A 21,441-nucleotide genomic window follows, 5' to 3' on the forward strand; every position below is an offset into this window, starting at 1 on the left:
GGTGTTGTCGGTCTTCGAGGGGTTCTGGACGATCGGTGGAGTCATCGCCGTGGGGTGGTTCCTCGCCTCCCGCGAGCTGGTGCCACAGAGCGCCATCGAGGTGCTCAGCCGGCTCACCTTCACGGTGGCCACCCCCGTGCTGCTTTTCACCGTCATCTCCACCGCGTCGCTGGGAAGCGTGGTGGGCCCGCACCTGGTGATCGCGCTGGTCGCGGCGCTCGTGGTCGGCGCCGTCTCGGTGCTGCTCGCCCGACGTGGGGGCCGGGGGCCGGGGGAGGCGGTCATCGGTGCGTTCGCCGCCGGGTACGTGAACGCCGCCAACCTGGGCATCCCCATCGCGGTGTTCGTGCTGGGTGATGCGGTGTACTCCACCCCGGTGCTGCTGGGCCAGCTGCTGGTGCTGCAGCCCATCGGGCTCGCAGTGCTGGACGCCATCGACCCGCGGCGCGAGGGACAGGGCAGGGTGCGCTCGGTGCTCGCCTCGGGGCTCAACCCGCTGACGGTCGCCTCCGTGCTGGGGTTGGCCGTCGCGGCGAGCGGGTGGCAGGTGCCGCAGGGGGCGCGTGGGCCGCTGGACCTCATCGCGGGCTTCGCGGTGCCCGCCATGCTGTTGGCCTACGGCATGTCCCTGCGATGGGGGCCGGCGCCCTTCGTGGGCGGCCAGCGGCGGGAGGTGTTCACGGCCGTGGCGCTGAAGCTGGTGGCGATGCCGCTGGTGGCCTGGGGGCTGGCGCTGGCCTGGGGGCTGCAGGGGCACGACCTGCTGGTGGTCGTGGTCACCGCCGCCCTCCCGACGGCCCAGAACGTTTTCCTGTTCGCGACGATCTACCGCCGGGGACAGGTGGTGGCGCGCGATGCGGTGTTCGCCACCACCATGCTCTCGCTGCCGGTCATCCTGGGGGTCGTGCTCCTGCTGGGGTGAGATCCGATGGGGTGAGCGTCGCACCCTGGCGCGCTCACCCCATCGAACACACGGCGAAGGGGCCGGGTGGAGAGCTCCACCCGGCCCCTGGACCACAGGGTCGCGCTGCGGTCAGCGGCGCTTGCCCGGCAGGTCGTCGCCGTCGAGACGGCCGTCGCCGTCACCGAAGCGGTCGTCGACCTTGCCCGAGATGCCGTTGCCGCGACGGTCACCGTCGATGCGGCGGCCGTCGTGGCCGTCGACACGGTTGTTGTTGCCGTCCACCACGCGCACGTCGTCGTTGCGACGGTTCGTGTCCGTGCGGTGGGTGTCGGTGGTGCGGTAGGTCTCCGGCTGACGGTCACGCGTGGTGTGGCGGACCTCCGGCTCCTCCTTCTTGCGACCACCCATGCCCAGCAGACCGGCCAGACCCAGCAGGCCGAGCAGGCCCCAGGGGAAGCCACCCTCGTCGTCGTTCTCCTCCTCGGAGTCGGGGGAGGTGGTCTCGGACGTGGTCTCGGAGGTGGTCTCGTCAGCGGCCGGCGAGTCCTCGCCCGCGGCCTCGGACGTCACGGACTCGGCGGCGGACTCGGCCGGGGACTCCGCAGCGGTGGCGGCGGGGGCGACCGCGGCCAGGGGGGCGGCCGCCAGAGCGATGGTCAGAGCGATGGAACGGGTGCTACGCATGGTGTCTCTCCTTGCGTCGGGGGCGGGACGGTGGCTGTCTGCCCGTGTCCCTGTTCATCTCGACCCAAGCACAAACTGGCTGCCGACGCGACCGTTTCGGGCTCTGCGGGTGGAACTGTGAGACTGGGTACATGCGGATCAGCCAGTTGCAGGAGCTCATGAACGAGGAGTTCGGACCCGGAATGACGGCTCACATCAGGGGCAGTCACGTGCTCTCCTCGGTGCCCGGTGACCAGACGGTGGATGACGCTCTGGCCCACGGCGTGTCGCCCCGGGAGATCTGGCGGGCGCTGTGTGTCGACTTCGACGTCCCGCCGGAGCGGCAGCTGGGTCGGGACCCCGGGCGTCGCGCCGGGGCGGGCGGCGGCCGGGGCTGAGGGGGCCGATGCGGGGTGTCCGGCCGGCACGCGGGGCGGGTGCGACACGCCGAACAGTCGTTGGCCGGGGTGCGAACAGTTGTTCTGTACAGTGGTCACAGGTCGCTGCGCCGAGGACCTGCGGGCCACCGATTCATCCACAGGGTGGGGCGGTGCCCGACGAGGTTGTCGGTGGGGGGACCTAGCGTCTGACGCAGACCCGGAGTCGCCGTGCGGGGATCAACCGTGCGGACCTGTGGGAGGCACTGCGTCGAAGGTGGGCGCGCCCGACACGATGTGAGAAGGAAGTGGTGAGCATGGCCGGCAAGAACAGCACGGACCCGACCCAGGAGCGCACGAGGTCGCTCGATGCGGTGATGGCCCAGATCGAGAAGCAGCACGGCAAGGGTGCGGTCATGCGGCTGGGGGACGACACGCGTCCGCCGATCGCCACCATCCCGACCGGATCCATCGCGCTGGACGTGGCGCTGGGCCTGGGCGGCCTGCCGCGGGGCCGCGTCATCGAGGTCTACGGTCCGGAGTCCTCCGGTAAGACCACCGTGGCGCTGCACGCCGTGGCGAACGCGCAGAAGGCCGGCGGCATCGCGGCCTTCATCGACGCCGAGCACGCACTCGACCCGGAGTACGCCAAGAAGCTGGGTGTCGACGTGGACAACCTGCTGGTGTCGCAGCCGGACACCGGTGAGCAGGCGCTGGAGATCGCGGACATGCTGATCCGCTCCGGGGCGCTGGACATCATCGTCATCGACTCCGTGGCCGCCCTGGTGCCGCGTGCGGAGATCGAGGGCGAGATGGGTGACTCCCACGTGGGTCTGCAGGCCCGCCTGATGAGCCAGGCGCTGCGCAAGATCACCGGTGCGCTGAGCAACACCGGCACCACGGCGATCTTCATCAACCAGCTGCGCGAGAAGATCGGTGTGATGTTCGGCTCCCCGGAGACGACCACCGGTGGCAAGGCCCTGAAGTTCTACGCCTCGGTCCGCATCGACGTGCGCCGCATCGAGACGCTGAAGGACGGGACCGAGCCGGTCGGCAACCGCACGCGGGCCAAGATTGTGAAGAACAAGGTCTCGCCGCCGTTCAAGCAGGCCGAGTTCGACATCCTCTACGGGCAGGGCATCTCCCGTGAGGGCGGCATCATCGACATGGGCGTGGAGCACGGCTTCGTCCGCAAGTCCGGCGCTTGGTACACCTACGAGGGCGACCAGCTGGGGCAGGGCAAGGAGAACGCCCGCCAGTTCCTCAAGGACAACCCGGACCTCACCGAGGAGCTCGACCGCAAGATCAAGGCGAAGCTCGGCATCGGGGTGGATCCGAACGCCCCGGTGGACGACGTGGACGCCGAGGCGGCTGCCCTGCGCGACGCGCCGGTGAACGACGAGGTCGAGGTGACCTTCTGAGCGTGAGCCGCCTGCAGTGCTCGTGCGAGCACACCCTCCGCCTCTCGGTACCTGGTGCCGATGAGTGACGGACCCCTGACACCGGACCCCGATGCGTCGACCCCGCATCGGGGTCCGGCCCGTGCCCGGGGCGGTGCGGGGCCCGAGGGCGTCGACATGGAGGCGCTGCGCCGCATCGCGGCCGGGGATGTGGAGAGCGTCGAGGGCTCTGCCGAGGTGGACCGTGGACGGAAGCGGTCACCGGAGCCGCCACCGGAGGACCCCGCCACCCAGGAGGCCGACGCCGACCCGCACGAGGTGGCGCGCGCCATCGTGTTGCGCCAGCTGACGGCGGCGCCGCGCAGCCGCAAGCAGCTGGAGGACAAGCTCGCGCAGCGCAACTGCGACCCGGAGGTGGCCCGTGAGGTGCTGGACCGCATGGAGGCCGTGGGCCTGGTGGACGACGAGGCCTACGCGCACATGCTCGTGCGGTCGCAGCAGCAGGGCAGGGGGCTCGCGCGCCGGGGTCTGGCCCACGAGCTGCGCAAGAAGGGCGTGGACGAGCAGACCGCCGCAGCCGCCCTCGAGGACGAGGTCACCGACGAGGGGGAGCGCGCCCGGGCGGAGGAGCTCGTGGCCAAGAAGCTGCGCACCATGTCCGGCCTGGACCGGCAGGTGAAGACGCGCCGGCTGGCCGGGATGCTCGGCCGCAAGGGGTACTCCGGTGAGCTGGCCTACTCCGTCATCCGGGAGGCCCTGGACCAGGACCCGGAGCACCGCCGCGACTGACGCGCAGGCTCACTGCACCGAACGACCCACCTCCGTCACGAGTGCACGCACCTGGGCGGTGATGGCCTCCCGGTTCGACTCCAGGGTGGGATTGCTCAGCTCCGTGGGGTCGTCCGCATCGAGGCCCTCGAGAACGGGCGTGTGGATGTGGCCACCGGGCACCTCCAGGCCCACGGCGTCGCGCAGCAGTGTGGCGCGGTAGGCGATCTCGTTGGAGAGGTAGTCCCCACCGCCACCGGCGCGTGCCTGGGAACCGGGGGTCGGTCCGTCCTCGCGCACCACGCCGGGGTGCTCGGGCTCGGGGGCCGGGCACTCGGTGGTGACCTGCTCAGGCGGCGTGTCGCCCGGCACCTCCGTGACCTGACGGTTGTCGTTCACCGGGTAGGCACCGGTGTCCGCGGCCCGCATCGCGTCCACCGGGTGGGTGGAGCGGGTCCACTGCGGCTGGGGGTCGACCGTCGGGATGTCCTCGGGGATGGGCACCGCGCCCTGGTAGCAGACCTCCTCGTTGTCGGTGAACCCGCCGCGCCACGCGCCGTTCACGGCCTCGAGGTCGAACTGGCCGGGGCTGCCCTGACTGGTGGTGGCGAAGGCATCCACCTGCCCCTTGCCCGGCTGGAAGTGGGGGAGCAGGGCCTCCTCGACCATTCCCTGCTCGAAGTCGCGCCAGCGCACGGGGAACATCGCCGCCTCGATGCGGAGGGGTCCCTCCGCCGTCTGGACGACCGTGCCGTCCAACGCCAGGGCAGCAGCGCCGGAGGGGTTGCCCTGTCGGATGTCGCGGAACAGGGTGAAGGGGTCGAAGCCCGTCACCAGCACCCGGGTCTGGCCCTTGCCCTTCGGGAAGCGGATGTCCTCCTGCCCGCGCGAGACCCGGTCGAGGTCGTCGATGAGGCCCTGCCGGTCAGCGTCCGAGAGCTGGAAGTGCGGGTCCCACTGCCGCAGGGTGGCTGCCATCGCCAGGCGGGTCCAGTAGAGGGGGCGGTCGTCACCGGCGCTGAGCGTGCCCTGGATGGGGCCCTTGCCCTGGGCGCGCTTCACCGCATCGCGCCACAGAGTGGTGCTGTGCCGGGTGACCACGCGCTGGGCCTGTGCGGTGTTCTGGGAGCGGCAGAGGTCGGCCTGGAATCGCTCGAGGGAGCGGGCAAACCCACCTTCGTGCACGAAGCGGGCCGCCTCGGGCTCGCGGAGGTAGGCCTCCTCAGGGCTGAGCTCGCGCCCCGGATCGGTGCAGTCGGCCGCGGGCAGCTCGGCGGGACGGTCCGCCGCGCTGGGAGTGGTGCCCGTGGGCGCAGAGGTGCTGAGCACCGAGAACGAGGCAAAGGCGGCAGCGGTCAGAGTGGTCATGCGGGCGAGCGGCACGGCGTCTCCTGGTGTGAAGGGGCAGGCTCCTCCACGCTAGGTCGGTGTCCGGCGGCGCACAGCGGTCTTGACCAACTCTTGAGCTCGGGCTGGTGCAGTCCTCTGCCACAGGGGCCCGACTGCCCCGGGCCGCGCCACGTCCTCTGCGGGCGGGGCGGGTGTTTCACCACTATGTCGCCAGAGAGTGGTGAACCACCCGCTGAGCGGGCAGCCCACCACTGCTTGCGCGGCTGGGCGGGCGTTTCGCCACTCCTTGCGCTGCGGCGCGGCAGGTCAGCCCTGCGAACCGCCCGCGACGTCGAAGGACCACAGCTCGGCGCTCATGCCGACCGGCTTCTGGCGCGGTGCCTCGTCGCCAGCGCCCTCGCCGTGGCCGTGCCCTGCCGGGGCGCCACCCTCGCCGTGGCCGTGCCCTGCCGGAGCGCCGCCGCCAGCCTGGCCGCCGTGGGCGCGCTGGAACTCCTGGCCGGAGGTCCACGCCTCGAAGGACGCCTCGTCCTCCCAGCGGGTCACCACCAGCCAGGTGTTCTTCCCGTCGGTGGGGCGCAGCAGCTCGAAGCCCTTGAAGCCCGGCTGACCGTCCACCGCACCGGCGCGTGCCGCGAACCGCTTGGCCAGCTCGTCGCCGGAGTCGGCGGGAACGGTGATGGCATTGATCTTGATGACGTCGCTCATGGGCCCATCCTGTCCCACCCGCGCCCGAGCACTCCACCGGACCGTCCCGTGGTGCCACCCGCCGCAGCACCCCCGATTTGGCGCCGCCCCGTATTCTGGAGGGCACGATGAGCACCGCCACTCCCAAGACCTATGACGTCCGCACCCACGGGTGCCAGATGAACGTCCACGACTCCGAGCGCCTCTCCGGGCTGCTGGAGGGCGCGGGCTACACCGACCTCGAGGCCGTTGAGCCCACCGACCGCCCCGAGGTCGCCGACGTCGTGGTCTTCAACACCTGTGCGGTGCGTGAGAACGCCGCCAACAAGCTCTACGGCAACCTCGGCCAGCTGCGGCAGGCCAAGCGGGAGAACCCCGACCTGCAGATCGCCGTCGGCGGGTGCCTGGCGCAGAAGGACCGCGACACCATCGTGGAGAAGGCCCCGTGGGTCGACGTGGTCTTCGGCACCCACAACATCGGCTCCCTCCCGGTGCTGCTGGAGCGCGCCCGCCACAACCAGGAGGCGCAGGTCGAGATCCTCGAGGCGTTGGAGACCTTCCCCTCCACGCTGCCCACGCGGCGCGACTCCGCGTACTCCGGCTGGGTCTCCATCTCCGTCGGCTGCAACAACACCTGCACCTTCTGCATCGTCCCGGCGCTGCGCGGCAAGGAGAAGGACCGCCGCCCCGGCGACATCCTGGCCGAGGTGCGCGCGCTGGTGGAGCAGGGCGTCGTGGAGATCACGCTCCTGGGCCAGAACGTCAACACCTACGGCGTCGAGTTCGGCGACCGGCAGGCGTTCAGCAAGCTGCTGCGCGCCTGCGGTGAGATCGAGGGTCTGGAGCGGGTGCGCTTCACCTCCCCGCACCCCGCGGCCTTCACCGACGACGTCATCGACGCCATGGCCGAGACGCCCAACGTCATGCCGAGCCTCCACATGCCACTGCAGGCCGGCTCCGACAAGGTGCTCAAGGACATGCGCCGCAGCTACCGCTCCAAGAAGTTCCTGGGCATCCTCGACCGCGTGCGCGAGCAGATCCCGCACGCCGCGATCACCACCGACCTCATCGTCGGCTTCCCCGGCGAGACCGAGGAGGACTTCGCCGAGACCCTCCGTGTGGTGGAGGCCAGCCGCTTCTCCAGCGCGTTCACCTTCCAGTACTCCATCCGCCCCGGCACCCCCGCCGCGGAGATGGCCGACCAGGTCCCCAAGGCCGTCGTCCAGGACCGCTTCGACCGCCTCATCGAGCTGCAGGAGCGCATCTCCTGGGAGGAGAATCGCACGCAGGAGGGGCGCACCGTCGAGGTGCTCGTCGCCCCCGGTGAGGGACGCAAGGACGCCGAGACCCACCGCATGTCCGGTCGCGCCGACGACAACCGTCTGGTCCACTTCGCCCTCCCGGCCGACCTGCCCGATGCGGAGCGCCCCCGCCCGGGCGACATGGTCACCGTGGAGGTCACCTACGGCGCGCCGCACAACCTCATCGCCGACTCCGCGGTCACCGGAGGCACCTTCTCCGTCCGCCGCACCGCCGGGGGCGACGCCTGGGAGCGCGCCCAGGGCATGCCGGCCAAGAAGCCGGCCGTGGGCCTCGGGATGCCGCAGGTCGGCCAGCCGCCGAAGCCCGACGTCGCCGAGGCGCCCTGCGCCGTGCGGTGATGCCGGGCCGGTGCGCCCGCATCGGCTATCTTGCGCCCGATCGGTAGTTCCCCGGGGGCCACAGGCCACCGCTGCCGCAGGCGAGGAGGCCCGTGCGCGACGCCCCGTCCCCGGCGGCCCACCACCCGGGCTTCCGCCCCGATGTCGAGGGGCTCCGCGCCATCGCGGTGCTGTCCGTGCTGGCCTACCACGCGGGGCTGCCTGTGGTCACCGGTGGCTTCGCCGGCGTGGACGTCTTCTTCGTCCTGAGCGGCTTCCTCATCTCCGGCCAGCTCCTCAAGGAGGTCGAGCGCTCGGGCACCGTGGACCTCCCCGCCTTCTACGGCCGCCGCTTCAAGCGCCTGCTCCCGGCAGCCAGCATGGTGCTGGTGTTCACCGCCATCGGTGCCTGGCTGCTGCTCCCCAGCACCCGCCTGCGGGAGGTGTTCGGGGACATCGCGGCCTCGGCGTTGTGGCTCATCAACTGGCGCCTGGCGGACCGGTCCACGGACTACCTGGCCGAGGACTCCCTGCCCTCCCCGGTGCAGCACTACTGGTCGATGGCGGTGGAGGAGCAGTTCTACGTCATCTGGCCGGTGGTGCTGCTGGGGGTGGCCTGGGTGGCCGCGCGGAACACCCACCCGGTGCGCCGCATCGCCGCTGTGGGCCTGCTGCTGATCGGCCTGCCCTCGCTGCTGTGGTCCGTCGCCCACACCACGGCCTCGCCGGAGGCGGCCTACTTCCTCACCACCACCCGCCTGTGGGAGCTGGTGCTCGGCGGTCTGGTGGCCTGCGGGGCGGCCCTGTGGCCCCGCATCCGCCTGCCGTGGGCGACCTCCCTGCTCATGCTGGGGGTCGCGATGGTGGTGGCGTCCTTCGTGGTGTTCGACGCCTCGACGCCGTGGCCGGGCTCCGCGGCCCTGCTCCCCACCGTGGGCACGGCGTGCGCGCTGGTGGGCGGGTACCGTGCCCGGGGCCCGGTGATGGCTTGGCTCTCCAGCCGGCCGATGGTGTGGGTGGGCGGCCTGTCGTATTCCCTGTACCTGTGCCACTGGCCGTCGGTCGTGTTCGCCGAGCAGGGCGTCTTCGATGGGGAGGCGCCGGCCTGGGTGCCCGTGGTGGCGGTGGCGCTCTCGTTCCCGCTGGCGTGGGCGGGGCAACGCCTCATCGAGAACCCGGTGCGCTTCGCGCCGTCGATGCGGCGCACCGGCACCGCGCTGGCGGCCGGCGGCCTGCAGGTGATCACCGTGGCAGCGGCCTGCGCGCTGGTGGTGACCTCACTGCCGGCCCCCACCCCGGTGAACCTCGCCGAGGAGGGGTACTGGGGCGCCGAACAGCTGCTGCCGGACCCCGGGGACGCCACGGTGGCCACCGTGCGCCCGGTGGTGCGCGAGGGCACCTTCCCGGCGAACCCGGCCCGGGTGGTTCCCGCCCCGGAGGCCGCCACCGCGGACAGCCCGGCGGGCCACGCCCTGGGCTGCCACGTGGCCGAGGAGAGCGCCGAGCCGGTGGAGTGCCGTTTCGGTGACCTGGAGGGCACGACCACCGTGGTGCTGGCGGGCGACTCCAAGGCTCTGCAGTGGCAGCCGGCGATCGATGCGTGGGCCAGGGAGCGGGGGTACCTGGTCATCTCGCACACCAAGTCGTCGTGCACCTGGGCGGCCGTGCTGCTGCCGCACCGCGGCGGGTACCCGAACTGTCTGGAGTGGGGCCAGAAAGTGCGCGACCGGCTGCAGGAGATCGACCCCGACGTGCTGCTGGTGAGCGGCGCCTCCCGGGCCGGCCTGACCGCGGCGGACGACCCGGAGGCCGAGGTGGCGACCCTGGCCCAGGGCTACCGGCAGTACTGGACCGAGCTCACCGACCGGGGCACCCGCATCGTCGCCCTGCTGGACACGCCCACGCCGCCGCAGCTGGTCTACGAGTGCGTGGCCGAGCACCGGCAGGACGTGAGCGCGTGCGACTTCCCGGCCGAGGAGGCCAAGGGGTCGCCGCCGCTGCGGCAGGCGGTGGAGCAGGTGCCCGGCGCGCGCCTGGTGGACCTCAACGACTTCCTCTGTCCCGAGGGGACCTGTCGCGCCGTGATGGGGGAGGTGCTCACCTATCGACAGGGTGCGCACGTGACCGTCACCTGGGTGAAGACGCTGCAGCCGGTGTTCGATGCGCGCCTCGACGCAGCCCTGGAGGGCCACCCGCGCCTGGCGGGCTGATCGGTGGTTGACTCGGGGACACCACCCGACGACCACGATGGAGTCAACCGTGCGCGCCGAACGTCTCACCGACCGCATCGCCCACCACGGGGAGGGGCCGGTGTGGCTGCCCGACCACGGGGGCCTGACGTGGGTGGACATGCTCGATGGGGACGTGCTCACCCTCCGTGGCGACGGCGGCGTCGAGCGCCGCCACGTCGACGCCATCGCGGCCTGTGTGCGGCCCCGGACGAACGGCGGGCTGGTGTACGGCATCGAGCGGGGTTTCGCCCTGGAGGACCCCGATGGTGCGCTGCGCCGCATCGAGCTGTGGCAGGACCCGGCGGTGCGCATGAACGAGGGCGCGGTGGACCCTGACGGCAACTTCCTGTGCGGATCGATGCCGTACGACCGCACCCCGGGCGCCGCGAGCCTGTACCGGCTGACCCCCGATGGCGCGGTGACCACCGTGCTGCCCGAGGTGACCATCTCGAACGGGCTGGACTACAGCCCGGACGGGCGGCTGGCCTACTACAACGACACCCACGAGCAGCGGATCGATCTGTTCGACCACGACCCACAGCAGGGTTTGGTGAACCGCCGGACGCTGGTGGACACCGGGCCGGACGGGCGCCCGGACGGGCTCACGGTGGACGCCGAGGGGAACATCTGGACCGCGATGCACCACGGTGCGGCGGTGCACTGCTACGACCCGGACGGGGTGTTGCAGCAGGTGGTGGAGCTGCCCACGCCGCTGGTGACCGCCTGCACCTTCGGCGGGGACGACCTGGGCACGCTGTACATCACCACCTCGCGAGAGGGGATGGCAGAGGATGACGCGGACCAGCTGGCCGGGTCGGTGTTCACCGTGCAGCCCGGGGTGACGGGGCTGCCGGTGCGGGAGTTCGCGGGCTGAGCCGGGTCGTCAGGCCGTGCGCGCGAGCGCCGGACGCGGCGTCGGGGACGACTCCCGGGAACGCCACCCGTTGAGGAAGGCGCCCAGGGCCGTGTAGCGCACCAGGTACTGGTAGCTCACGAGCGAGATGGCCAGGGCTCCCAGCGTCACCAGCGGCACGGTGAGCCAGAAGGGCAGGTCGTTGCCGCCCAGGAAGCCCTGCAGGATGAGCACCGCGGGGAAGTGGATGAGGTAGGTCCAGTACGAGGCGTCCGACAGCCAGCGCACCCGGGGGTCCGCGCCCCGGCCGTGGCTGAAGAGCAAGTGGAAGAGCCCCACCAGGGCGAGGATCCCCAGCCAGGCGTACGCGACCTGGACCGCGTGGGAGGCGGTGGTGTGGGTGCCCTCCCACGACCATCCCGCGACCAGGCAGGCCACGGCCGCGACGGCGAACACCGGCCAGGCCGGGCGGAGCCGCTCCAGCCAGGTGGGCATGCCGCCCCCGGGCACGTACAGGAACGCGCCCACACCGAAGAAGCCGGCGTAGTAGGCCACCACGAGGCGCTCCATGACGAAGGTGTCCGTGAACGCCGGGCCGAAGGGGGCCTCGGGCATCTGGAACTGAGTCACCACCGTGAGGGCCACGAGCGCCAGGACCGCCACCCCCTGCACGGCCGGGTGCGTGAGCCCCGGGAGTCGCGGACCCAGCAGCCGCACCACGCCCACGACCAGGGCGAAGAGCGCCACCAGGTGGCACAGCATCCACAGGAACCACAGGTGCCCCATGTTCACGGCCGCGGGTTCCAGGGGGAACCCACCGTGTGCGGGTGGGGCGGCGTCGACACCGGCCAGGCGCTTGCCCCCGGTGAAGCCCCATTCCAGGGCGGGCAGCACCGTGAACAGCGCCACCAGCCAGGGCAGAAGCACCCGTTCCACACGTTGTCGCACGACGCCACCGAGCCCCCGCCGCTGCCAGAGCAGGGCCGTGAAGTAGCCGGAGACGAGGAAGAACAAGGGCATCCGGAACCCGTGGATGACGTCCGTCACGCGCGCCAGCACGAGCTCGGCCTGAGGGTCCCCGGGCGTGTAGTGGGGAACGAAGTTCGTGCAGGCGTGCAGCACCACGCCCAGGAACATCGCGAAGGCCCTGAGCGCGTCGAGGTCGTACCGGCGCTGCTGCTGCATCGCCGAGGGACCATACCGAGACGCCGCCGGGACCGCGAACCCGGAACGCCGCAGGGCGGCCCCGGTATCCCGGGACCGCTCTGCGTGCGTCAGCTCTGCTGGGTGCTCACTTCTCCTGGGCGTCCAGCACCGCGCGGGCCGCCGCGAAGCGGGCGATCGGCACGCGGTAGGGGGAGCAGGACACGTAGTTCAGGCCCAGCTCCTCGAACAGCGCGATGGAGGCCGGGTCGCCACCGTGCTCACCGCAGACACCCAGCTTCAGGTCGCCCTTGGTGGAGCGGCCCTTCTCGGCACCGATCCGCACCAGGTCACCCACGCCGTCGACGTCGATGGAACCGAACGGGTTGCCCGCCACGATGTCCTCGTCCACGTAGTGGGCCAGGAAGGCGCCCTCGGCGTCGTCACGCGAGATGCCCACGCCGGTCTGCGTCAGGTCGTTCGTGCCGAAGCTGAAGAAGTCCGCGTGCTCGGCGATCTGGTCGGCCGTCACCGTCGCACGGGGCAGCTCGATCATGGTGCCGACGGTGTAGTCGAAGGACTCACCAGCGGCCTCGAACTCCTCGGCCACCGTCTCCTCGATGATGGCCCGCATGCGCTTGAGCTCCTCGGCGAACGCCACCAGCGGCACCATGATCTCCACGTGCGGGTCGTTGCCACGCTTCTTGGAGGCCAGGGCCGCACGCACGATGGCGCGGGTCTGCATCGCGGGGATCTCCGGGTAGAGAAGCGCCAAGCGCACACCGCGCGTACCCAGCATCGGGTTCTGCTCGGTGAGCTTCTTCACCTGGGCCAGCAGGGTGCGGGCCTCGGACAGCTCGGCGTCGTCGTCCCCGCGGCCCTCGATCTCCAGGCGCTGCACCAGGAGGGCCTGGTCCACCAGGTTCGGCAGGAACTCGTGCATCGGCGGGTCCAGCAGGCGCACCGTCACCGGCAGGCCCGTCATCGCGTCGAAGATCGCCTCGAAGTCCTCCTGCTGCAGCGGGAGGATCTCCGCCAGCGCCTCGGTGCGCGCCTCATCGGACGGCGAGAGGATCATCTTGCGCACGGCCGGCAGGCGGTCGGCCTCCATGAACATGTGCTCGGTGCGGCACAGGCCGATGCCCTGCGCGCCGAACTCCCGCGCCTTGGCGGCGTCCGCGCCGGTGTCGGCGTTGGTGCGCACGTCCAGGCGGCGGATCTCGTCCGCCCAGCCGACGATGGTGTTGAAGTCCTCGTTCAGCTGCGGCGGCACCAGCTCCAGCGCGGCGGCGTAGACCTCACCGGTGGAGCCGTCGAGGGTGATCATGTCGCCCTCGTTCAGCACCGTGTCGCCGATGGTGAGGGTCTTGCCCTCCGCGTCGATCTTGATCTTGGAGGCACCGGCCACACAGGGCTTGCCCATGCCACGGGCCACCACGGCCGCGTGCGAGGTCATGCCACCGTGCGCGGTCAGCACACCCTGCGCCACGAGCACACCGGCGATGTCGTCCGGCGTGGTCTCCCAGCGGACCAGGACCACCTTCTCACCGGCCTTGCCGCGCTCAGCCGCGGTCTCCGCATCGAAGACGACCTCACCGACGGCCGCGCCGGGGGAGGCGTTCAGGCCCTTGGTGACCGGCTTCTCACCGTGGTCGGGGTCGATCGCGGGGTGCAGCAGCTGGTCGAGCTGCATGGGCTCGATGCGCTTCAGCGCGCCGGCCTTGTCCAGCTTGCCCTCGTTCACCATGTCCACGGCGATCTTGAAGGCCGCCGGGGCGGTGCGCTTTCCGTTGCGGGTCTGCAGCAGGTAGAGCTTGCCGTCCTCGACGGTGAACTCGATGTCCTGCATGTCGCCGTTGTGCTCCTCGAGCCGGCGCATGGTGTCCAGCAGCTGCGCGTAGGCCTCGGGCAGCACGGACTCCATCTCCGCGAGCGGCTTCGGGGTGCGGATGCCGGCCACCACGTCCTCACCCTGGGCGTTGACGAGGAACTCGCCGTACAGCTCCTGGGCTCCGGTGGAGGGGTTGCGGGTGAAGCAGACGCCGGTGGCAGAGGTGTCACCGCGGTTGCCGAAGACCATCTGCATGACGTTCACGGCGGTGCCCAGGTCGTCCGGGATGCCGTTGGCCTTGCGGTACACGCCGGCGCGCGGGGTGTCCCAGGAGGAGAAGACGGCGTTCACCGCGCGCTTCAGCTGCTCCTTGGGGTCGGTGGGGAACTCCTCACCCATGTGGTCGCGGGAGACCTGCTTGAAGGTCTCCACCAGACCCTTGAGGTCCTCGGCGGACAGGTCGGGGTCGTTCTCCACGCCGCGCTCGGCCTTCAGGGCGGACAGTGCGTCCTCGTACGCGTGGTGGGGCACGCCCTCCACCACGTCGCCGTACATCTGGATGAAGCGGCGGTAGGTGTCCCAGGCGAAGCGCTCGTTGCCGGACTCCTGCGCCAGGGCGCCCACGGTCTCGTCGCTGATGCCCAGGTTCAGGATCGTGTCCATCATGCCCGGCATCGAGATGACCGCGCCGGAGCGCACGGACACCAGCAGCGGCTTGTCGGGGTCACCCAGGGTGCGGCCCGCGCGCTGCTCGAAGCTGGCGAGGGACTCCTCGATCTGCCCCCACAGCTCGGCGGGCCACTCGCCACCGTTGTTCATGGTGTCGATGCAGGCCGCGGTGGTGACCGTGAAGCCGTCCGGCACCGGGACGCCGAGCTTGATCATCTCCGAGAGGTTGGCTCCCTTGCCGCCCAGCAGGGGCTTCATCGAGAGATCGCCCTCGGAGAGGTCATAGGTGTACTTCGTGGCGCCGCCGGTCATGCGGATCCTCCAGGTCACGTCGTTGTGGCAGGGGCGTTCGCGATGACGCACGACAGTGTGGAGGTCATCACCCCCGAAGAGTAGCGCGGCGGTTCTCCACGAGTTCAATCACACGACCGGCGGACTCCTCGAGGGCCAGCTCGGTGGTGTTGATGGTGGGGCAACCCACCCGGCGGAAGATCCCCTCGGCGTGGTCGAGCTCCTCGTAGATCTTCATCAGGTCGGCGTAGCCGTCGCGTCCCTGGCGGCCGCCGAGGGACTTCACCCGGCGGGTGCGGATGTCCTGCAGGCGCTCGGGGTCGATCACCAGGCCCACGACCTTCCAGCGGGGCACGTCGAAGAGCTCGGCCGGCGGCTCGATGCCGTTCACCAGCGGGATGTTGGCCGTCCGGTAGCCCAGATAACCCAGGTACATCGACAGTGGCGTCTTGCCCGAGCGGGAGACGCCGATGAGCACGATGTCGGCCTGGTCCAGGGCCTGGCCCATGTTCCCGTCGTCGTTGGCGACCGCGTACTCCATCGCCGCGATGCGGGTGAAGTAGTCGGCGCTGATGCCCACCGGACGCACCTTGTGCTCGGCCTGCCGGTCCGCCACGCGCTCCACGGCCTCCAGGGCGGGGCCCAGCATGTCCACGTGCTCCAGGTGGGCGTCCCGCGCGAGCTCGTGGACCAGGGCGTGCAGGTCGTCGTCCACGATGGTGGAGAAGACCACCACCTGGTGGGCGTCGGTCTCGATGCGGCCCATCACCGAGCGCAGCGTGTCCTCGGTGGTGATGCGCGGATGGCGCACGATGTGGGTCTCGATGTCGGGGAACTGCGCCGCGGTGGCGCGTGCCACCCGGGCCGCGGTGTCGCCGGTGGAGTCGGCCACGACGTGGAACTCGATGTGCTGGGTGGTCATGGGGTCAGCGTAGGCGGGCGAGGGCAGGCTGCGGGTGGGCCCGGCACCTCTCTCCCCGGCGTGGCGGTGCGGGAGAATGGGCGCGATGTCGCACCCCACCGCCCACCCCTCCCCGGACCCCGACCACCCGCTGGCCGGTCCCGTGCCGATCGTGGCCGTGGTGGGGCAGACCGCCACCGGCAAGTCGGACCTGGGCCTCGACCTGGCGGAACGGCTGGGGGGCGAGGTGGTGAACGCCGACGCCTCGCAGCTGTACCGGGGCATGGACATCGGCACCGCCAAGCTGTCGGTGGCCGAGCGGCGCGGGGTGCCGCACCACCAGCTGGACGTGCTCGACGTGACCCAGGAGGCCACGGTGGCGCGCTTCCAGTCGGCCGGCCGTCAGGACATCGCCGGCATCCGGGCCCGGGGGAACGTGCCCGTGGTGGTCGGGGGCACCGGGCTGTACGTGCGGGCGCTGCTGGACCGGCTGGAGATCCCGCCCACGGACCCGGCGGTGCGGGCCGTCTTCGAGGGGCGCCTCGAGGCCGAGGGGGTGGAGGTGCTGTACGCGGAGCTGCAGCGGCTGGACCCGGTGGCCGCGGACGGCATCGAGCCACGCAACGGACGGCGGGTGGTGCGGGCGCTGGAGGTCATCGAGCTGACGGGGCGGCCGTTCTCCTCCGCCATGCCGACGCGCGAGTTCCTGGTGCCGAGCGTCCTCATCGGGCTGCGCGCGGACGACGAGGTGCTGCACCCCCGCATCGACGCGCGGGTCGAGCGGATGTGGGCGGTGGGCCTGCTGGACGAGGTGCGCGCGCTGGACGCTGCCGGGTTGCGCGCCGGTCCGGGGCGGACGGCGCGACGGGCGATCGGATACTCGCAGGCCCTGGCGCAGCTGGACGGGGAACTGACGCAGGAGCAGGCGATCGCGGACACCCAGCAGGGCACGCGGCGGTTGGCCCGGCGGCAGCGCGCCTGGTACCGGCCGGACCCGCGGATCCACTGGCTGGAGCACGACGCACCGGATCTGCTGGACCAGGCGCTCGCCCTCATCGATCCCCACCCCGCCTGACCCGTCGGGGGAAAAGCGGTGGCGCCGCGCCGGTGGGCCCCGGTTGGGTGGGGGCATGAGCACCGAGTCCACACCGTTCCACCTGGCCGTCCTGGACGCGACGCCCTCCGACGCGCCGCCCTCCCACCTCGCCGAGCAGCTGGTGGAGCAGGACGCCGCCATCGGCATCGAGCTGCTGGGCCACGACGACTTCACCGGCAACGACGCCGCCGGGGTTCTGCGCGCCCTGCAGTCAGGGGAGTCGCGCCGTCACTGGATGGTGGTGGCCCTCGACCGCCTGCCCGAGCAGACCCTTCCCCCGTCCGATGGGGTGAGCCTCCCGCGGGTGCCCGGCCGCGGTCCCCTGGGCGAGGTGCGGTTGCTGGGGGCGGTGCACGCCGGCATCCCCTTGCAGGAGAACACCGACCGGCTCGACATGGACCTGTGGGTGGTGGCCGGCGCGCGGCGGCAGGGGGTCGGTACGGCCCTGCACGACGCGGTGGAGGAGCTCGCCCGCAACCTCGGCCGTCACGTCATCGACACCTATTCCGGCCACGCCCGCTCGGCGGCACCCGGCAGCCCCGACGCGCTGGACGCGCCGACGGGGTTCGGCACGCTCGACCGCACCGAGGCGCCCACCGCCTTCGCGTTGGCGAAGGGCTACCGACTGGTGCAGACCGAGACCCACTCCGAGCTGCGCCCCGCCGACGGGCTGGCGGTGGCCGACGCCCTGGACGCCGAGGCCCGGCCGCTCGCCGCCGACTACGAGGTGGTCACCTGGAGCGGCGCCACTCCCGAGGAGCACCTCGAGGGCATGTGCCGCCTGTACGAGCGCATGAGCACCGACATCCCGCAGGGCGACGCCGAGCGTGAGCAGGCCGTGTGGTCGCCCGAGCGGATCCGCGAGAACGAGTCCCGGTGGCAGGACATGGGGCGGCACACGGTCTTCGCCATGGCCCGTCACACGCCCACGGGGCAGGCGGTGGCGTACACCTACCTGCAGAGCTCACCGCATCGGCCCGCCGCGGCCTACCAGGAGGACACCTTGGTGGCGCGTGAGCACCGCGGCCACCGGCTGGGCACGCTGGTGAAGACGGCGGCGCTGCGCCGGTTCGCGGCCGAGCGCCCCGGCGTGGAGCGCATCCACACGTGGAATGCGGGGGAGAACGCGCACATGCTCGCGATCAACACCGCGTTGGGCTTCCGCCCGGTGAGCCTGGAGGGCATCTGGGAGAAGCGGATGCGGTGAGGGTGGGCTCAGGCGGGGCGGGCCTCGAGCACCCAGAAGCCCTTGTGGCGGGCGGTGCGCTCGCAGGTGAAGGAATCCACCTGAAGATCAGAAGATGAAGCGTCAGGGCTGAACTCCGTGATCCACCGTTGCAGCGAGGGGGCGCCGAGGTTCTTGCCCACCACGAGCCACGCGGCCCCCTCGCCCCGCAGCCGCGGCAGCCAGCGGGCCAGGATCTCGTGCAGCGCCTGCTTGCCCACGCGGATGGGCGGGTTGGACCAGATGCCGTCGAAGCGCACCTCATCGGGCACGTGCTCCGGCGCCACCACGTGCACCCCCGGCGCGCCCGGCCCCGCGGCGAGCACCCCCAGCCGGCGCGCGTTCTCCCGCGCCAGGTCGGCGGCTCGCTCGTTGACCTCCACTGCCCACACCGCGGCCTCGGGCGCCTGCAGCGCCAGCGACAGCGCGACCGGCCCCCAGCCGCACCCGATGTCGAGGAGCTGCACCCCCGCGCCCCGGGCCACCAGCTCGGCGGGGACGGGCACCGCATCGAGGAGGAAGGCGGTGGCATGGTCGAGGTGCTCGGCCGAGAACACCCCCGGCGCCGTGACCACGGCGCACCGGTGGCCGGCCAGATCGACGGTGAGCTCGCGCCGCTCGTCCGGGCTCGCCGGGGTGGCGCTGAAGTAGTGGTCGGCCATGGCGGCAGAGCCTATCCGGGCGGTACCTCGGGCTGGTGCGCTCCGCGAGACCCGGGGGTTCAGCCCACGGGATGATGGCCCCCTGAATACCCGGTATGCCACGGTCATCGCATGAAGCCTCGACCCCGGGCCCACTCAGGCCGTTCCGCGTCCCTGCAGTGGCCTGACGACGTGCGTCCGGCCACGGTGACCGGCGGGCCCGGCATCCGCCGCCGTGCGATGCGACACCGCGCCCTGGCAACCGGGGCGGTCGCGCTCGTGGCGCTGGGTGGCTGGGGCGCCTCGGAGTCCCTCGGTAGACGCCCAGCACCTGCTTTCGTCGGCTCGGCCCAGGCCAACCCGGCGCCCGGTCAGGGCGGCGCGGTCATGGTGGGCGACTACCTCGACCCGGCCAGCATCACGCCTGGCCTCGTCACCGAGGTGGGGCCCCACGCCATCGTCAACCGGGTGAACGCGCTGCCCCCTGACTTCGTGCCGGCCGGCCTGGTGCCCATCTCCGGCGGGGCCGTGCCGGGCCGCGAACTGCTGCTGGTACCCGACGCGGCGCAGGCGTGGGAGGCGATGCGGAGCGCGGCGGCCGAGGACGGCATCGACCTGCTCGCCACCTCCGCCTACCGGTCCCACGCCGCGCAGGCAGCGCTGGTCGAGTCGATGCGGGCGAAGGGCGACGCCCCCGTCTCCGGCCGGGTCGCCGTGGCCGGGCGCAGCGAGCACCAGACCGGGTTGGCGGTGGACGTCGCCGGCATGCCGCCCTTCCCCGCGCCCGTCGAGGACAACGAGCGCGGCGCGTGGCTCAGCGACCACGCGGCCGAGTTCGGCTTCGTCCTGCGCTACCCGCTGGGCAAGGAGGCCGAGACCGGCTACCGGTACGAGTCCTGGCACTGGCGGTGGGTGGGCGAGGACCTGGCCCGGCACCTGCGCAGTGAGAACCGAACGATGGAGGAGTGGGCCGGGCTGATCCCGAAGTGACCCACGCACCCTCCTGCCGGGGGCGTTCACGGGATCGCCAGCGGGGGGTCACGACGCGGCCACCTAAGAGCCACCGGCGCGACACCCGCGGCCAACAGGCTGCGGACATGGACTCTCCCCAGCTCGCCCTCCCGACCGTCTCCCGTCGCACCCTGCTGGCCGGTGCTGCCGCGGGTGCCACCACCGCGCTGGCGGCCCCCCACGTCGCCGGACTGACCACCTCCCGTCCGGAGCTCACCTCCGGCCTGCAGTTCGGCGACGTGAGCACCGATGCGGGCATCGTCTGGTCGCGCTCGTCGGTGCCGGGCCGCATGCTCGTCAGCCTCACCGACGACACCGGGCGCACCCGCCGTCTGGAGGGGCCGTGGACCGACCCCTCGCGCGACAACACGGCCAAGCTGCAGCTCACCGGACTGCGCCCCGGGGCGCGCCACGAGGTGACGGTGAGCTTCGTGGACGACGAGGGCCGCGAGGGGGAGCGCGCCACCGGCAGCTTCATCACCGGTGACGACACCGATGGCGCCACCTCCTTCGTGTGGACCGGCGACACCGCCGGGCAGGGCTGGGGCATCAACCCCGACCTGGGCGGCATGCGCACCTACGCCGCCATGGCCGCCCCCGAGCCGGACTTCTTCATCCACTCCGGCGACACCATCTACGCCGACGGCCCGCTGGAGGAGACCGTCATCGAGTCCGACGGGCAGGTGTGGAGGAATCTCCTCATCGATGAGGTGACGCGCGTGGCGCAGGAGCTCGGCGAGTTCCGTGGTCGCCACCGCTACAACCTCCTGGACGCCAACGTCCGGCAGCTGGCCGCGCGGGTGCCGGTGATCGCCCAGTGGGACGACCACGAGACCACCAACAACTGGTACCCCGGCGAGCTGCTCGACGACGACCGCTACACCGAGCGCCGGGTGGACGTGCTGGCCGACCGTGCCCGCCGGGCCTTCTTCGAGTACCAGCCCCTGGCCGACGGGCACGGCCGCAGGCCCTGGACCCCGGCCGGTGGTGGCCGCATCCACCGCACCATCAAGCGGGGCCGGCACCTGGACGTGTTCAGCCTGGACATGCGCACCCACAAGGGCCCCAACACGGCCAACACCGAGCACCGGACCACCCCGCTCCTGGGCCGCGCGCAGCTCAACTGGCTGATCCGCGAGCTGCGCGGCTCCACCGCCACGTGGAAGGTGATCGCTGCGGACCTGCCGCTGGGGCTGGTGGTGCCGGATGGGGAGCTCGCGCAGGAAGGCGTCGGCAATGCCGACCCGGGGCGGCCGCTGGGTCGTGAGCAGGAGATCGCCCTGCTGCTCAGCGCCATCAAGCAGTACAAGATCACCGGGGTGCTCTTCGTCACCGCGGACGTGCACTACTGCGCCGCGCACCACTACGACCCGAGCCGGGCCGCGTTCAAGGACTTCGAGCCCTTCTGGGAGCTCGTGGCCGGGCCGGTCAACGCCGGGACCTTCGGTCCCAACGACCTCGATGCCACGTTCGGTCCGCGGGTCGAGTTCCAGAAGGTGGCGGGGGAGCCGGGTGAGTCCCCGCGGGCGGGGAACCAGTTCTTCGGCCACGTGGACATCGACTCCGAGGGGGTGCTCACCGCCTCGTTGCGCGACGCGGTGGGCACGGTGCTGTGGAGCAGGGAGATGCAGCCGGCCGCGCCCGGCCCCATCATCGACACCGGGGTGCACACCGGCTCGGCGCTGCAGTCCGCGCGGACGCGCCTGGACGCCCTCCTGGGTGTGTGACAGACGTCTGACAGCGCGAGGGCAGCCGAGGGG

Annotated in this window: 18 protein-coding genes; 11 read left to right on the plus strand and 7 right to left on the minus strand. The window is 71.8% G+C overall.

Annotated elements, in window-relative coordinates; all coding sequences use genetic code 11:
- Position 1 precedes the first annotated feature (1 nt).
- Positions 2-922, plus strand: a complete 921-nt coding sequence (locus ACEY2A_RS01780) for an AEC family transporter (RefSeq protein WP_374929171.1) — start codon at positions 2-4, stop codon at positions 920-922.
- Between the two features lie 111 nt (positions 923-1,033).
- Here the strand turns inward: ACEY2A_RS01780 and ACEY2A_RS01785 are convergent, their stop codons facing one another.
- Complete coding sequence (locus tag ACEY2A_RS01785; RefSeq protein WP_374929172.1) at positions 1,034-1,588, minus strand: WGxxGxxG family protein; 555 nt, start codon at positions 1,586-1,588, stop codon at positions 1,034-1,036.
- Between the two features lie 131 nt (positions 1,589-1,719).
- On the opposite strand from ACEY2A_RS01785, the gene ACEY2A_RS01790 reads away from it, so the two are divergent.
- The 3 genes from ACEY2A_RS01790 (at position 1,720) to ACEY2A_RS01800 (ending at position 4,133) form a co-directional block, all read left to right on the plus strand.
- Complete coding sequence (locus ACEY2A_RS01790; RefSeq protein WP_374929173.1) at positions 1,720-1,965, plus strand: DUF3046 domain-containing protein; 246 nt, start codon at positions 1,720-1,722, stop codon at positions 1,963-1,965.
- Positions 1,966-2,261: 296 nt separating this feature from the next.
- The gene (gene recA, locus ACEY2A_RS01795; RefSeq protein WP_374929174.1) at positions 2,262-3,365 is read left to right on the plus strand and encodes a recombinase RecA; all 1,104 of its coding nucleotides are present in this window, start codon (positions 2,262-2,264) and stop codon (positions 3,363-3,365) included.
- Between the two features lie 60 nt (positions 3,366-3,425).
- A complete protein-coding gene (locus ACEY2A_RS01800) occupies positions 3,426-4,133 on the plus strand; it encodes a regulatory protein RecX (protein WP_374929175.1) in 708 nt (235 codons plus the stop codon).
- 9 nt (positions 4,134-4,142) lie between these two features.
- Here ACEY2A_RS01800 and ACEY2A_RS01805 read toward each other — a convergent pair whose 3' ends face one another.
- Together ACEY2A_RS01805 and ACEY2A_RS01810 are read right to left on the minus strand one after the other, a co-directional pair.
- A complete protein-coding gene (locus tag ACEY2A_RS01805; protein WP_374929176.1) occupies positions 4,143-5,495 on the minus strand; it encodes a pyroglutamyl peptidase in 1,353 nt (450 codons plus the stop codon).
- Between the two features lie 273 nt (positions 5,496-5,768).
- A complete protein-coding gene (locus ACEY2A_RS01810) occupies positions 5,769-6,170 on the minus strand; it encodes an antibiotic biosynthesis monooxygenase family protein (RefSeq protein ID WP_374929177.1) in 402 nt (133 codons plus the stop codon).
- A 107-nt stretch (positions 6,171-6,277) separates the two neighbouring features.
- Between ACEY2A_RS01810 and miaB the strand changes: the two genes are divergently transcribed.
- The 3 genes from miaB (at position 6,278) to ACEY2A_RS01825 (ending at position 10,894) form a co-directional block, all read left to right on the plus strand.
- Positions 6,278-7,810 (plus strand): tRNA (N6-isopentenyl adenosine(37)-C2)-methylthiotransferase MiaB, encoded by a 1,533-nt coding sequence (gene miaB / locus ACEY2A_RS01815; protein ID WP_374929178.1) that lies wholly within the window; start codon positions 6,278-6,280, stop codon positions 7,808-7,810.
- A gap of 92 nt (positions 7,811-7,902) precedes the next feature.
- Positions 7,903-9,999 (plus strand): acyltransferase family protein, encoded by a 2,097-nt coding sequence (locus ACEY2A_RS01820; RefSeq protein WP_374929179.1) that lies wholly within the window; start codon positions 7,903-7,905, stop codon positions 9,997-9,999.
- Positions 10,000-10,048: 49 nt separating this feature from the next.
- Positions 10,049-10,894 carry an SMP-30/gluconolactonase/LRE family protein gene (locus tag ACEY2A_RS01825; protein WP_374929180.1) on the plus strand — a complete coding sequence of 282 codons (846 nt, stop codon included), beginning with the start codon at positions 10,049-10,051 and terminating at the stop codon, positions 10,892-10,894.
- Positions 10,895-10,903: 9 nt separating this feature from the next.
- Here ACEY2A_RS01825 and ACEY2A_RS01830 read toward each other — a convergent pair whose 3' ends face one another.
- From ACEY2A_RS01830 to ACEY2A_RS01840, 3 genes are all read right to left on the minus strand, one after another.
- On the minus strand, positions 10,904-12,058 hold the full coding sequence (locus tag ACEY2A_RS01830; protein WP_374929181.1) for an acyltransferase family protein: 1,155 nt from the start codon (positions 12,056-12,058) through the stop codon (positions 10,904-10,906).
- Positions 12,059-12,164: 106 nt separating this feature from the next.
- Positions 12,165-14,828 carry a pyruvate, phosphate dikinase gene (gene ppdK / locus ACEY2A_RS01835; RefSeq protein ID WP_374929182.1) on the minus strand — a complete coding sequence of 888 codons (2,664 nt, stop codon included), beginning with the start codon at positions 14,826-14,828 and terminating at the stop codon, positions 12,165-12,167.
- Between the two features lie 67 nt (positions 14,829-14,895).
- Positions 14,896-15,729 carry a pyruvate, water dikinase regulatory protein gene (locus ACEY2A_RS01840; protein ID WP_374929183.1) on the minus strand — a complete coding sequence of 278 codons (834 nt, stop codon included), beginning with the start codon at positions 15,727-15,729 and terminating at the stop codon, positions 14,896-14,898.
- 85 nt (positions 15,730-15,814) lie between these two features.
- On the opposite strand from ACEY2A_RS01840, the gene miaA reads away from it, so the two are divergent.
- Together miaA and ACEY2A_RS01850 are read left to right on the plus strand one after the other, a co-directional pair.
- Positions 15,815-16,783, plus strand: coding sequence for a tRNA (adenosine(37)-N6)-dimethylallyltransferase MiaA (gene miaA, locus ACEY2A_RS01845; protein ID WP_374929184.1), 969 nt, complete (start codon positions 15,815-15,817; stop codon positions 16,781-16,783).
- 55 nt (positions 16,784-16,838) lie between these two features.
- The gene (locus tag ACEY2A_RS01850; RefSeq protein ID WP_374929185.1) at positions 16,839-18,011 is read left to right on the plus strand and encodes a GNAT family N-acetyltransferase; all 1,173 of its coding nucleotides are present in this window, start codon (positions 16,839-16,841) and stop codon (positions 18,009-18,011) included.
- An 8-nt stretch (positions 18,012-18,019) separates the two neighbouring features.
- Here ACEY2A_RS01850 and ACEY2A_RS01855 read toward each other — a convergent pair whose 3' ends face one another.
- A complete protein-coding gene (locus ACEY2A_RS01855; RefSeq protein WP_374929186.1) occupies positions 18,020-18,691 on the minus strand; it encodes a class I SAM-dependent methyltransferase in 672 nt (223 codons plus the stop codon).
- Between the two features lie 111 nt (positions 18,692-18,802).
- On the opposite strand from ACEY2A_RS01855, the gene ACEY2A_RS01860 reads away from it, so the two are divergent.
- Both ACEY2A_RS01860 and ACEY2A_RS01865 read left to right on the plus strand, forming a co-directional pair.
- The gene (locus ACEY2A_RS01860; RefSeq protein WP_374929187.1) at positions 18,803-19,660 is read left to right on the plus strand and encodes a M15 family metallopeptidase; all 858 of its coding nucleotides are present in this window, start codon (positions 18,803-18,805) and stop codon (positions 19,658-19,660) included.
- A gap of 107 nt (positions 19,661-19,767) precedes the next feature.
- On the plus strand, positions 19,768-21,408 hold the full coding sequence (locus ACEY2A_RS01865; RefSeq protein ID WP_374929188.1) for an alkaline phosphatase D family protein: 1,641 nt from the start codon (positions 19,768-19,770) through the stop codon (positions 21,406-21,408).
- Positions 21,409-21,441 lie beyond the last annotated feature (33 nt).

This window comes from Kytococcus sedentarius (assembly GCF_041937525.1).
Classification (GTDB): domain Bacteria; phylum Actinomycetota; class Actinomycetes; order Actinomycetales; family Dermatophilaceae; genus Kytococcus; species Kytococcus sedentarius_A.

What these genes read in the sequence shown, in the direction of transcription:
- ACEY2A_RS01790 (WP_374929173.1), top strand. Translation starts at nt 1,720, where the DNA reads ATGCGGATCAGCCAGTTGCAGGAGCTCATGAACGAGGAGTTCGGACCC.
- ACEY2A_RS01850 (WP_374929185.1), top strand. Translation starts at nt 16,839, where the DNA reads ATGAGCACCGAGTCCACACCGTTCCACCTGGCCGTCCTGGACGCGACG.
- ACEY2A_RS01830 (WP_374929181.1), bottom strand. Translation starts at nt 12,058, where the DNA reads ATGCAGCAGCAGCGCCGGTACGACCTCGACGCGCTCAGGGCCTTCGCG.
- ACEY2A_RS01865 (WP_374929188.1), top strand. Translation starts at nt 19,768, where the DNA reads ATGGACTCTCCCCAGCTCGCCCTCCCGACCGTCTCCCGTCGCACCCTG.
- ACEY2A_RS01860 (WP_374929187.1), top strand. Translation starts at nt 18,803, where the DNA reads ATGAAGCCTCGACCCCGGGCCCACTCAGGCCGTTCCGCGTCCCTGCAG.
- ACEY2A_RS01785 (WP_374929172.1), bottom strand. Translation starts at nt 1,588, where the DNA reads ATGCGTAGCACCCGTTCCATCGCTCTGACCATCGCTCTGGCGGCCGCC.
- miaA (WP_374929184.1), top strand. Translation starts at nt 15,815, where the DNA reads ATGTCGCACCCCACCGCCCACCCCTCCCCGGACCCCGACCACCCGCTG.
- ACEY2A_RS01810 (WP_374929177.1), bottom strand. Translation starts at nt 6,170, where the DNA reads ATGAGCGACGTCATCAAGATCAATGCCATCACCGTTCCCGCCGACTCC.
- ppdK (WP_374929182.1), bottom strand. Translation starts at nt 14,828, where the DNA reads ATGACCGGCGGCGCCACGAAGTACACCTATGACCTCTCCGAGGGCGAT.
- ACEY2A_RS01800 (WP_374929175.1), top strand. Translation starts at nt 3,426, where the DNA reads ATGAGTGACGGACCCCTGACACCGGACCCCGATGCGTCGACCCCGCAT.
- miaB (WP_374929178.1), top strand. Translation starts at nt 6,278, where the DNA reads ATGAGCACCGCCACTCCCAAGACCTATGACGTCCGCACCCACGGGTGC.
- recA (WP_374929174.1), top strand. Translation starts at nt 2,262, where the DNA reads ATGGCCGGCAAGAACAGCACGGACCCGACCCAGGAGCGCACGAGGTCG.
- ACEY2A_RS01855 (WP_374929186.1), bottom strand. Translation starts at nt 18,691, where the DNA reads ATGGCCGACCACTACTTCAGCGCCACCCCGGCGAGCCCGGACGAGCGG.
- ACEY2A_RS01840 (WP_374929183.1), bottom strand. Translation starts at nt 15,729, where the DNA reads ATGACCACCCAGCACATCGAGTTCCACGTCGTGGCCGACTCCACCGGC.